Below are 11,748 nucleotides of genomic sequence, written 5' to 3' on the forward strand. Positions count from 1 at the left end.
GCTAAGCATCTGCCGGCTCTGAGTTGTCGGTGCGATTGAGCGCGCCGCGGACATAGGCGCTTGAGGTGTTGTGGTTCTCGAAGACGTCGCCGCCTTCGTAAGCCGGATAGCCGAAGCCGATCTGTCTGGCCTCGTTCGGATTCAAAATTCTGGCGGCCACCGCGGCGGAAAGGGCCTGCGACCGTGCGAGGAGATCGGCGCGGGCGAAGCCGTCGACGTTGAACTCGATGCAATACTGGTCGCGCTCCCCCGGCGTGAGCAGTTTTAGCTCAAGCTCTTGTTCCCAGCGCGTCAGATGCGGCAACAAGGTTTGGGAGAGGAATTCCTGTCCGAGGGATTCGATGCTGCGCGGAGTCGCGGTTTCAAGCTCGTAAAGCAGGTGGAGCGGCACACGATACAGTCGCGCGATCTCCGCGATGGCGAACTTCCTCATTTCCAGGAACTGGGCATCGGTGCTGGTTAGCGTGAGGGCCTGCCAGCTTGCGTCACTCGGCAAGATCGCGGTGCCGCCGCTGTTGTCGCCGCCGTGCGCGGCAGTCCATGCCGTCTTGATCTTCGCGATCGCGTCCGGTGTCGTGGCGCTTTTCAGCGAGAGCACGCCGGAAGGCCGCGCGGCATTACCGAATAGGCGCGATGCGTGGCGCTCAAGCACGAGCGCGAGCGCGATGGCCTCGCGGCCTTCGCCGACCAGGCCGCGTGAGGGATTATAGGCTGGGGTGTGGATATGGAGGATGTCCGACGCCCGGCTGATGCGCGCCGGGTTCTTGTCGTCTGTCTTGATCGCGTATGCCGGCTCGAAGTTGTTGAAATCGACAACGATGGACGATAGCTGCGGGTCGAGCCGGATCAGTTCATATGGTTTGCTGTCGACGCGAACGATTTGTGCGAAGCCGCCGTAAGGCTGCAACAGTGAGTCGGCGGTGACCTGACCGCGGAACAGGGCCGAAGGCGTCCAGCCGTTCGGCGCGTCGTGCAGGATCTTGTAGAGCGGATGGTCGACGGCCCTTTCTTTGCCGCCGTCCGGGAGCCGCTTGTAGACGTGAAGGGGAAGTTGCCCGACTGCCTCGCTGATCGCGCGGACTGCGCACGCGACGGGAGCGCAGGTCATGGCGGTGTAGGGGGTCACATTCACGCCGGCCAGCGTCGGCGCAGCACCGAATAGCTCGATCAGCCACGGTTCAGGCGAGGAGATGCCTGCTTTGGTCTCGATACCGAGAAGAGATTTAAGGCGGGACGCGATGGACAAAAGGCACAACAGAGGTTGGCCCGCTGGTTAGGCGGAGCGTGAGAACGGATTCTCTCTGTGTGCTGGGTGGCGGCGAACAAAAGTTACGCAAACGCGCCCTAGATCGACATTAGCTTGCGCATGAATAAGGGCAGAATTAAGGCAGCTCTACTGACGTAACGCTACGACGGGGTGTTACGAAGTGTTACGATTTTTGGAGGTTTGGGACGGCTAACTTATTGTTTTTGCTGAAAATAACCGGAATGGCTGGGGAACCTGGATTCGAACCAAGACAAACAGAGTCAGAGTCTGTTGTGCTACCGTTACACCATTCCCCAAGAATTGCTCAACGGCATCAATAGCTTAAGTCTATAGCCGGGGCAATGCCGGCGGGCGGGATCATGGCAAATCGCCGCCTCGCTGCGAGGTCCTTCTACTGTTCGGTCAGGGCCTTGGCAAGCAGGTATGGCGGGTGTTTCCGGGCAAAATGCGGCCGGCCGCGAGAAGGGCATCGGAGCAGCGGTTGGCTTCGATGCCGTCCGGCTTGTTGTTTGCAGGATGCGAGACTGGCCGTGCCCATCAGTGTCAGCCTTATAGGGAATTAAGGGCAACGCTTCATCACCACGCGCGCCGTGACGTGCCACCTCGCACTCGAATGCGCACGCCGCACGTACAGCGCTCAAGTGCCTAGCGTTGAAGCAGCGGTGCGATCGGTTGCGTGATGCCTGTGCACGCTCGCGCCCGGCTCGGCTTGCCGAGGTCAGGGTGCCATGCGATGCTGGTGTACCAAGAAAATTGGGGGCGAGGGCTGCAACGGCTCGTGGGTCTCCCATGCATAAAAAGCCCGGCACCGGGCAAGGGATATTGGAGACGTTCGAAGATGAGATTTTCATATGTCATCGGGCTGTTTTCGGCTGCCGTCATGTCGGCCGCGCTGGTGGGCAATGCCGCGGCCCAAGGCAAGACCGTCAAGATCGGCGGGATCTTCCCGATGAGCGGCAATGCCGCGAGCATCGGCGTTCATGTCAAGCAGGCGTTCGATGTCGCGCTCGACATCATCAACAACCCGCATCCCGAGCTCGGCAACTTCCCGCTCGCCAAGAATGGCGGTCTCGCAGGCCTCGGCGGGGCCAAGGTCGAGATCGTCTACGCCGATAACCAGGGCAGCCCCGCGACCGGGCAAAACCAGGCGCTGCGGCTGATCACGGAAGAGAAGGTGGTGGCGCTGACCGGCGCCTATCAGTCCGGCATCACGCTGACCGCGAGCGCGATCGCCGAGAAATACAACATTCCCTTCGTCAACGGCGAGTCGGTGGCACCGAACCTCACCGAGCGCGGCTTCAAATGGTTCTTCCGCGTCACGCCGATCGCGACCGATTTCGCGCGGGTCTATTACGAATTCCTCAACGACATGAAGGCCGCCGGCGCCAAGACCGACAATATCGCGATCCTCCACGACAACACCGAATACGGCGCCTCCGTAGCCAGCACCCTCACCACGGCGTTCAAGGAGAAGGGCATCGCGATTGCGCTCGACGTCGCCTATGCCACCAACGCGACCGACGTGCAGAGCCAGGTGCTGCAGCTCAAGGAGAAGAAGCCCGACGTCGTGATCGCGATCTCCTATACGTCGGATGCGATCCTGTTCGCCAAGACGATGCAGGCGCTCGATTACAAGCCGCCGATGCTGCTCGCCGACGACTCCGGCTATTCCGACCCGTCCTTCATCAAGGCGGTCGGCAAGATCTCGCAAGGCGTCTTCAACCGCTCGTCATGGAGCGTCGGTCCCGCGGGCTCGCCGACGGCGATCATCGCCAAGATGTACAAGGACAAGAGCGGCGATGACATGGACGACACCGTCGCGCGCCAGATGCAGGCGTTGTTCGTGCTGTGCGAGGCGATCGACGGCGCCGGCTCGACGGAACCGACCAAGATCCAGGCCGCGTTGAAGGCGACCGACCTCAAGCCGGATCAGATCATGATGGGCTACAAGGGCGTCAAGTTCGACGACAAGGGCCAGAACATCCTGGCGTCCGGCCTCATCATCCAGTTGCAGGACGGCGAGAACTACGTCGCGGTCTGGCCGAAGGCGACCGCCGAGAAGGCGCCGATCATGCCCTACAAAGGCTGGTGATGAGCTGTGAGGGCTGGGCACGAGCTTCGCCCTCATAATATGCCGTCAATGACGATGGCATGGATGGATAGACGTAAGCTTTCATGACCTTCACGCTTGTTCAAGTGATCGTCGGCGGCCTCCTGCTGGGGGCCGTCTACGCGCTGTTTTCCTCCGGCCTGACGCTGGTCTGGGGCATGATGAACGTGGTCAACTTCGCCCATGGCGATTTCGTCATGCTCGGCATGTATGTCGCGTTCGTCGTCTACACGCTGCTCGGCGGCGGGCCGCTCATTGGCGCACCGCTCGCGACGCTGTTGCTCGCGACCCTCGGCGTCATCGTCTATTTCGGCCTGATCCGCGACATCATGAAGGGGCCGATGCTGGCGCAGATCCTCGGCACCTTCGGGCTCGCGCTATTGCTCCGCTATTCGGTGTTCTGGTGGTTCGGCGCCAACTTCCTGTCGCTGCCGGAAAACCTCGTCGGCGGCACCTTCGACATCTTCGGCATTCGCATCCAGGCCTCGCGTCTGCTGGCCGGCGTGGTCGCGCTGCTGGTGACGCTCGGGCTGCATCTTCTGTTGACGCGCACCACGCTCGGCTCGCGGATGCTGGCGGTCGCCGAGGATGCGACGGCCGCGCAGCTCATGGGCATCCGGCCGGACAGCATGCAGGCGATCGCCTGGGGGATCGCGGCCGGCGCCACCGGCCTTGCCGGCGCGCTGATCGCGACCTTCTTCTACATCGTGCCGACGGTCGGCGAGACGCTCGGCATCGTCGCCTTCGTCACGGTCTCGCTCGGCGGCTTCGGCAGCGTGCCCGGCGCGCTGGTGGCGGGACTCCTGATCGGCGTGATCGAGTCGCTGTCGGGCTATCTGATCGGCGCTGTTTACAAGGACATCGTGGTCTACACGCTGTTCCTCGGCTTCCTCTGGTTCAGGCCACAGGGCCTGATGGGCAAGACGTGATGCGGCGCGCTCTCTGGCTCCTGATCGCGCTCGCGCTGGTGATCGCTTATCCGCTGGTATTCACGACGCCGTTCCAGCAGCGGCTCGGCGCGCTGGTCCTGCTCTATGCGATCGCGGCCTCCGCCTGGAACATCGTCGGCGGCTATGCCGGACAGGTTTCGGTCGGCCACGTCGTGTTCTTCGGCTGCGGCGCCTATGCCGCGATGGGCGCGTATGCGCATTTCGCGCTGTCGCCGCTGATCGGAATTCCCGCCGGCATCGTCTTTGCCGTCCTGATCGCCGCCGTGATCGGCAGGCCGACGCTGCGGTTGTCGGGCCACTATTTCAGCATGGCGACGATCGCGGTCGCCGAACTGGCACGGCTGATCGTCACCAACACCGAATATCTCGGCGCGGCCGTCGGCCTCAGCGGCCCAACCGTGCCGCGCAACGTCTTCGATCTCTCCTTTATCTCGGCGCTGCCATATTACTATCTGTTCCTGGTGATCCTGATCATCACGCTTGCCATCACCTGGTGGATGACCAACAGCCGGATGGGGTTCTACCTGCGCGCCATCAAGGATTCCGAGCGCGCGGCGCGTTCGCTCGGTGCGCCCGCGAGCCGCATCAAGCTTTACGCCTACATGCTGAGCGCAGGACTCACCAGCGTCGCCGGCGCGCTCTATGCGATGATGTTCGGCTTCATCGATCCGGAGTCCGGGCTCGGCATCCTGATCTCGGTGAAGATCCTGATCATGGCGGCGCTCGGCGGTGCCGGCCTCTTGTTCGGCCCATTTGTCGGCGCCGCGATCCTGGTGCCGCTGGAGGAAATCTCCAACAGCCTGCTGGGCGGCAAGGGCGCCGGCCTGACCTTCGTTGTCTATGGCGCCATCATCGTGCTGATTGCGCGCTTCCAGCCCGGCGGCATCCTGGCGCTGATCAATCGTCTCTGGGCGAAGCGCCGCGCCAAGCCGATGGAAGAAAGCATCGCGCAAGAGGCCAGCCATGCTTCTTGAGGCGCGCGGGGTGACCAAGGCTTTTGGCAGCTTCAAGGCGGTCGATGCGGCCAGCGTCACGCTGGGGCACGGCGACATCCTCGGCCTGATCGGCCCGAACGGCGCCGGCAAGTCTACCTTCTTCAATTGCCTGACCGGCGATCTCGCGCTGACGTCGGGCCAGGTGCTGTTCGAGGATCACGACATCACGGAGCTGCCGCCGGAGGAGCGCGCACGTCTCGGCCTGGCGCGCACCTTCCAGGTGCCGCAGACCTTCGAGGGCATGACGGTGCTGGAAAACGTGATGATCGGCGCCTTCCTGCGCACGCCACATCGCGCCGAGGCTGAGGCGAAAGGGCGCTCCGTGCTGGAGCGGGTCGGCATGATGCGGCTTGCCGACGCGCCGGCGCGCTCGCTCGGCACGCCTGGCCGCAAGCGGCTGGAGATCGCGCGGGCGCTGGCGACCGAACCCAAGGTGCTGCTGCTCGACGAGGCGATGGCCGGGCTGACACAGCGCGAGGTGCAGGTTGCGATCGAGCTGGTGCGCGACATCCATCGCTCCGGCATCACGCTCGTGATCGTCGAGCACATCATGGAAGTGATCATGTCGCTGGCGAGCCGGGTGATGGTGTTCCACCAGGGCAAGGAGATCGCGCGCGGCACCCCGCGCGAGGTGACGTCCAACCCGGCCGTCATCGCGGCCTATCTCGGCACCCGCGCCGCCAAGGCCGCCGCCGGCCACACCCCGATCGAGTTGATGGGCGGGCCCGCGACATGACCGGGCTGCTCCTGAAGCTCGAACATCTGGAAGTCCGTTACGGCGATCTGATCGGCGTCTCCGACGTCTCGCTGGAGGTGCCTGACGGCAGCGTGGTCGCGCTGCTCGGCTCCAATGGCGGCGGCAAGACCACGACGCTGAACGCGATCGCGGGCCTGATCCCGGTGCATGCCGGCAGCATCCACTTCAATGGCGAGGCGATCGCGGGCCAGAGCGCGTTCGCCATCGTGCGCAAGGGGCTCGCTTTGTCGCCGGAAGGCTGGCGGCTGTTCGTGCAGCAGAGCGTGGAGAACAACCTTCTGCTTGGCGCCACGCCCTTGCGGGACAAGACGCGCACCAGGACATTGCTCGAGCGCGTCTACGAGATCTTCCCGCGCTTGAAGGAGCGTCGCAGCCAGCGCGCCGGCACCATGTCCGGCGGCGAGCGGCAGATGCTCGCCGTCGGTCGCGCGCTGATGAGCGACCCGAAGCTGTTGATGCTGGATGAGCCGTCGCTCGGCCTGGCGCCGGCCGTGGTGGAGTCGATGTACGAGACCTTCGGCCGGCTGCATCGTGAAGGCCTCACGATCCTGCTCGCGGAGCAATCGATCGAGCTTGCGCTGGAAGTCTCCGACTTCGCCACCGTACTCCAGCTGGGCCGGAGCGTGCTGTCAGGCACCGCCGCGGCGCTGGCGCAGGACACGCAGGTGCAGAAGGCCTATCTCGGCGCGTGATGTAGCTCCGTAGGATGGGTAGAGCGAAGCGAAACCCATCATCTTCTTCGCCGTGGCAATTGATGGGTTTCGCTTCGCTCTACCCATCCTACGGGCTCACAGTCGTCATTCCGGGCGATGCCACCGGGTCCGCGCGAAGCGCGGCCCGATGACAGGCTCTGCATCGAGCCTGGCCGCCTCTCAGCCGGCCTTCTGACGCACGGGCTCGCTGAAGACTGCCACCGTGGGAATAGCAGCCTTGTACTTCTCGACTTCGACCACCGCCGTCTGAGCACTGGTGGCTTGAGCCAGTTTCGATGTCGCCTCGCTCACGGTGAGCACATTGACATCGCCATAGCGGCAGAGGGTGCCGGGTTCGCGCGGGTCAACCGGATCGTACCAGCCACCTTCGCTGATACGGATCACGCCAGGCCGGATCTCATCGGTGACCTTGATCCCGACCAGGATCTGTCCGCGGTCGTTAAACGCACGCGCCACATCGCCGTCCTTCAGGCCGCGCGCGGCGGCATCCTTCGGGCTCATCCAGCAGGGTTCGCGCCCCGACACCGCGTATGTCTCGCGCAGGCTGGTGCCGCAAAGCTGCGAGTGCAGGCGGTAGATCGGATGATTCGAGGCTATGTGCAGCGGATACTTCGTCGTCGGCCCATCCAGACGCTCGACCGGCTCCATCCACGTCGGGTGGGGCGGGCAGTCGTCGTAACCCATCTTCGCGATATTGTTCGAGAAGATCTCGATCTTGCCCGACTGTGTGCCCAACGCGTTCAGCAGCGGATCCGCGCGGAAGTCGGCGTATTGGACGTAGTCCTTCTGCGCCTCCTTCAGCGGAAAGGCCAATGGCTCGTTGTGATTCCAGAACACGTCGAAGACCGGCATCTCCATGCCCTTCGCCCGGGCTTCCAGGCGAGCTGACTCATAGAAATTCCGGATCCAGTCCATTTCCGTCAGACCTTCCGTGTAGTCGTACCGCTTGCCGATGCGGTCGGCGAGGTCGGCGAAGATGTCGTAGTCGCTGCGCGCCTCGTACATCGGCTCGATCAGCTTCTTCATCGGCACGATGTGGCTGAGCGCGTAATCGCCGACTTGCTCGATGTCGTTGCGTTCGTACGACGTGGTGACCGGCAACACGATATCCGCGAAGCGCGCCGTCGGCGTCCATTGGAAGTCATGGACGATGAACGTCTCGATCTTCTTCCACGCTTTGACCATCTCGTTGCGGTTTTGATGATGCATGAACGGATTGCCGCCCGCCCAATAGGCAAGCTTGATGTCCGGATACGTGACTTTCGAGCCGTTGAACTGGATCGTCTTGCCCGGATTGAGCAGCATGTCGACCACCCGGGAGACCGGAATCGACGAGGCCGCCCCGCCGAGGCAGTAGGAGCTCGTGGAACCGCGGGAACAACCGGGAGGCAGATTCACAGGTGAGCTCGCGGGGCTGTCCGTCATGCCCGGCAGGCTCGGCGCAGTATGGGTTGGATTGCCGGCGCTGTAGTGATAGGCGAGCCCGAAGCCGCCGCCCGGCAGACCGATCTGCCCGAGCATGGCCGCCAGCGTCACGAACATCCATGGCGGCTGCTCGCCATGATGCTGCCGCTGCGTCGACCAGCCCAGGGCCATCATGGTGCGGTTCTTGGCGAAGCTGCGTGCCAAATCCTTGATTGTCGCCGCATCGATGCCGCAGATCGCGGACGCCCAGTCCGCCGTTTTTGGCGTGCCGTCCGTCTGTCGCAGCAGATAGGGCAGGAACTTCTCGAAGCCCGACGTGTATTTTTTCATGAAGTCCTTGTCGTGCAGGCCCTCCACATACAGCGTATGGGCCATGCCGAGCATCATCGCGACATCGGTCTGCGGCCGTGGCGCGATCCACTCGCCATTGAGGTACTGACAGGTTTCCGTGCGGATCGGGTCGATGCAGACGACCCGGACGCCGGCCTTCTTGACCTCTTCCAGTCCCTGGAACACGCCATGATCCGGCACGATCCAGCCGATCTGGCTGGTGATCATGGGGTTGCTGCCCCAAAGCACCAGGATCTTCGAGTTCTTCGCGACATTCGACCATGTGGAGCATTGATTGACCACGCCCACCGAGCCGATGACGTGGGGCAGGATGACCGACGCGGCGCCGTTCGAGTAATTGCCGATTGAACCGGTGAAGCCGCCACCCATCTTCAGCAGCCGCCACAGCAGCACGCGGCAGCTGTGAACCTTCCCTACGCTCTTCCACCCGTAGGATCCGCCATAGATCGCGCTGTGCCCATACTTCGTGCGCACACGGTCAAGCTCGCCGGCAACGAGATCGAGCGCCTTGTCCCAACTCACCCGGACGAAATCGCCCGTGCCACGCCCAGCGGGATCGGCGCCCGGGCCTTGTTCGAGCCACGCCCGCCGCACCATCGGATATTTGATACGGCTCGGGGAATAGATCGAATTCATCATGCCCTGCAGCATGACGTTGGGATGCGGATCACCTTCCCAGGGGATCACTTTCTCGAGCTGGCCATGGGCAACATGTCCCCGGAACACACCCCAGTGAGACGCCGACAGGATCGTCTTGCTTGACGGCTCAGCCGCCGCACCGCGGCTCAGCAGGGAGCCTCCCGAGGCGCCGAGGGCAGCGAACAGAGCGGAGCTCTTAAGGAAGGAACGGCGGCTGACGCCGGTGTTTGCAGTGAAGGAAAGAACCTCAGACATCGCGGTCTCCTAATAATAATCTTCGGCTTCCGCCCAATCCCCGCCGAGGGACGAGGCAAGGCCGGACACGAAAGCGTCGATCAGCGCGAACACAGCGCCGTAGAATTCAGAACGTGTCGTCCGGGACACGGCATGCTTCACTGCCGGGACCCACCTTGACAGGCGCCTGGCCATATGACGGCTGAGCGCGTGGTTGCCCTGCCGCAAGGCTTCGGCCAGGATGCCCAACTCGATCGCCAGATGATCGGGGGGCTCGCGGCACTCCGCGCCAACGGATGCATCGAGCTCCCGGAGGACGGAGAGTATTTCGACGAGCGGTGTCTGGAACTGGCGTCGGGTTTCCCCGGCATAGGAGCGCTCGTACAAAGACACCGCCTCCGGCCCGGAAATGCCTTCGAAAAGCACGACGTAGACGTGCCCGAGACGCTTCTCGATCTCTTCCGGCGCATGCTCGCGCAAGAACGCCATGATCGCCTGGGCCGCCGCTTCCATGCCCAGCTCATCGCCGAGATCCGCGATGAACTCGAGCATGTCCTCGAAGCGATTGGCCAATACAGCCTCCTTGTCCAAGGGACGCAGGATGAGCCGACTGAACCAATCCGCCACCATGGCCTGGCCGAGCAGATCGCCTTGATTGACCACGCCCGCCGTGACCGTGTGTGACCGGGGGACGTTCTGCGAACGAAGCACGCTCATTTCGCCGAGGCCTCTGCAGCGTGTACGTCCTGCGCGTGGTTCTGCAAATATCCGAGCAGCAACCGGTACTGATCCGTGGTCAGCGACGTATAGCGACGCATCGCACCGAGATTACCGATCCACTGGTTGGCCAGATAGTGATGCGGCTCAGGCAGAGAGTGGCAGGTGCCGCATGAGCTGTTGTACAGACTGGACGAGTAGCTCCACATATCGGCGAGACCGGTATTGAGCCCGGTGTTGTCGATCCAGACGGTCAGGCTCACGGGAGACCAGGCCGGGCCCGACTGAGACGCCACCTTCTGGCCGCGCTCCAACTTCTCGATCGCGGCCTCGTCGAGCACACCGACCATCATCCGCTGGCCCTGCATGCCGAAGATCGCCGACTGCACGCCGTCGACCTGCCATCCCTCCAGCTTCACCTTCAGCAGGTTGTTCTTGCGCTCAAGAACCTTCAGGCGGGCTGTGGCCAGCAGCTTTCCGGCCTCTCCCCCCTTGGTGCCAAAGCCCGCCTCGTCCAGGTGGAACGGCTTGGTATTCACGACATAGACCGAATCCGCCTTGCCGACAGCCGTGGCATCCGAGATCGGCAGCACCACGTTATGTTGCTGCAGCGGGATCATGACGATCTGCGGAGTCAAGTTCGGTTCGGGCTGGCCCGGCGCCGGCTTGTCGACACCCGGCGCGGTCTTCAGATAGGCCGCCATCGCCCGCAGTTCATTGATCGGCAGCTGCGACGTGTTCGCGATCACCTCCGCCATGTCGCCACCCGCTGTCTTGTTGAGTGGACTGATGCCAGACTTGAGGTAGTTGACGACGGAATTCGCGGCCCAGAACTTGATGCCGGTCTCGTCCTGGCTGATGTTCGGAAAATATCCCTTGCCATCAGGCGTGGGGCCGCCGCCGTAATGCATGCCGGCCTTGATCGCGCCGGTGAAGGCACGGGGAGAGTGGCACTCGGCGCAGTGCCCGGCAGCCTCGACCAGATAGCGCCCGCGCGCAACCAGCTCATGCTGCGCACTTGCGTTGGTGGCGGGCTTGGTGGCGACAGACTGATTCTCGATCGGCCGACCGTCGAGGAACGCCAAGCGCCACACGCCGATGCCTCGGCGCAGGCTGTAGGGGAATTTCAAGTCGTGGTCGGGCACTTTGCCGGGCAAGGGCTCGAGCGTCTTGATGTAGGCGAACATGTCGCGCACATCGTTGGCGCTCATGCGCTGGTACGAGGTGTAGGGGAAGGCAGGATAGAGATTCTTCCCGTCCGGCATCACGTCGGCAGGGCCGACACCTTCGCGCACCGCCTTGGTGAACTGGGCCAGCGTCCAGTTGCCGATGCCATCCTTCGGGTCGGGCGAGATATTCGGCATGTAGAACCGGCCGAACGCGGTGTCGAACGCCCGCCCGCCGCCCAGCTTCAGATGATCCTTCTGATTCGTCGTTGCGTGACAGGTCGCGCAATCGCCCGCGATGAACATGAGCTTGCCGTTTTCGAGGTTGGCTGGACCCCCGTCGGCGACATCGCGGGCGGGGTGCGTCGCCGACCAGAGCCAGGGCGAGGTGAAAGCGAAAAATCCCACCCCTCCGAATGCGGCT

9 protein-coding genes and 1 tRNA gene are annotated in these 11,748 nt (G+C 63.3%); 5 read left to right on the plus strand and 5 right to left on the minus strand.

The window, feature by feature from the left end:
• Position 1: 1 nt before the first annotated feature.
• Positions 2-1,246: a phage portal protein gene (locus CWO89_RS32335; protein WP_130582552.1), complete on the minus strand. Its 1,245-nt coding sequence runs from the start codon at positions 1,244-1,246 to the stop codon at positions 2-4.
• A 243-nt stretch (positions 1,247-1,489) separates the two neighbouring features.
• Positions 1,490-1,563: transfer RNA gene (locus tag CWO89_RS32340), tRNA-Gln, on the minus strand.
• A 542-nt stretch (positions 1,564-2,105) separates the two neighbouring features.
• Here CWO89_RS32340 and CWO89_RS32345 point away from each other — a divergent pair.
• From CWO89_RS32345 to CWO89_RS32365, 5 genes are all read left to right on the plus strand, one after another.
• Complete coding sequence (locus tag CWO89_RS32345) at positions 2,106-3,359, plus strand: ABC transporter substrate-binding protein (RefSeq protein ID WP_130582553.1); 1,254 nt, start codon at positions 2,106-2,108, stop codon at positions 3,357-3,359.
• An 83-nt stretch (positions 3,360-3,442) separates the two neighbouring features.
• Complete coding sequence (locus CWO89_RS32350; RefSeq protein WP_130582554.1) at positions 3,443-4,306, plus strand: branched-chain amino acid ABC transporter permease; 864 nt, start codon at positions 3,443-3,445, stop codon at positions 4,304-4,306.
• A complete protein-coding gene (locus tag CWO89_RS32355) occupies positions 4,306-5,301 on the plus strand; it encodes a branched-chain amino acid ABC transporter permease (protein WP_130582555.1) in 996 nt (331 codons plus the stop codon). Before CWO89_RS32350 ends, CWO89_RS32355 begins: the two co-directional genes overlap by 1 nt.
• Positions 5,291-6,058: an ABC transporter ATP-binding protein gene (locus tag CWO89_RS32360; RefSeq protein ID WP_130582556.1), complete on the plus strand. Its 768-nt coding sequence runs from the start codon at positions 5,291-5,293 to the stop codon at positions 6,056-6,058. Before CWO89_RS32355 ends, CWO89_RS32360 begins: the two co-directional genes overlap by 11 nt.
• Positions 6,055-6,771: an ABC transporter ATP-binding protein gene (locus CWO89_RS32365; protein WP_130582557.1), complete on the plus strand. Its 717-nt coding sequence runs from the start codon at positions 6,055-6,057 to the stop codon at positions 6,769-6,771. The genes CWO89_RS32360 and CWO89_RS32365 overlap by 4 nt, the downstream gene beginning before the upstream one ends.
• Before the next feature lie 180 nt (positions 6,772-6,951).
• On the opposite strand, the gene torA is transcribed toward CWO89_RS32365, so the two are convergent.
• The 3 genes from torA to CWO89_RS32380 form a co-directional block, all read right to left on the minus strand.
• Positions 6,952-9,462, minus strand: coding sequence for a trimethylamine-N-oxide reductase TorA (gene torA, locus CWO89_RS32370; protein WP_130582558.1), 2,511 nt, complete (start codon positions 9,460-9,462; stop codon positions 6,952-6,954).
• A 9-nt stretch (positions 9,463-9,471) separates the two neighbouring features.
• On the minus strand, positions 9,472-10,158 hold the full coding sequence (locus CWO89_RS32375; protein WP_130582559.1) for a TorD/DmsD family molecular chaperone: 687 nt from the start codon (positions 10,156-10,158) through the stop codon (positions 9,472-9,474).
• The coding region (locus CWO89_RS32380) for a c-type cytochrome (protein ID WP_207234618.1) at positions 10,155-11,748 on the minus strand (1,594 nt) is incomplete at its 5' end. The genes CWO89_RS32375 and CWO89_RS32380, both read right to left, overlap by 4 nt.

The organism is Bradyrhizobium sp. Leo170, from assembly GCF_004296405.1.
Lineage (GTDB): Bacteria > Pseudomonadota > Alphaproteobacteria > Rhizobiales > Xanthobacteraceae > Bradyrhizobium.

What these genes read in the sequence shown, in the direction of transcription:
- CWO89_RS32360 (WP_130582556.1), top strand. Translation starts at nt 5,291, where the DNA reads ATGCTTCTTGAGGCGCGCGGGGTGACCAAGGCTTTTGGCAGCTTCAAG.
- CWO89_RS32375 (WP_130582559.1), bottom strand. Translation starts at nt 10,158, where the DNA reads ATGAGCGTGCTTCGTTCGCAGAACGTCCCCCGGTCACACACGGTCACG.
- torA (WP_130582558.1), bottom strand. Translation starts at nt 9,462, where the DNA reads ATGTCTGAGGTTCTTTCCTTCACTGCAAACACCGGCGTCAGCCGCCGT.
- CWO89_RS32365 (WP_130582557.1), top strand. Translation starts at nt 6,055, where the DNA reads ATGACCGGGCTGCTCCTGAAGCTCGAACATCTGGAAGTCCGTTACGGC.
- CWO89_RS32350 (WP_130582554.1), top strand. Translation starts at nt 3,443, where the DNA reads ATGACCTTCACGCTTGTTCAAGTGATCGTCGGCGGCCTCCTGCTGGGG.
- CWO89_RS32355 (WP_130582555.1), top strand. Translation starts at nt 4,306, where the DNA reads ATGCGGCGCGCTCTCTGGCTCCTGATCGCGCTCGCGCTGGTGATCGCT.
- CWO89_RS32345 (WP_130582553.1), top strand. Translation starts at nt 2,106, where the DNA reads ATGAGATTTTCATATGTCATCGGGCTGTTTTCGGCTGCCGTCATGTCG.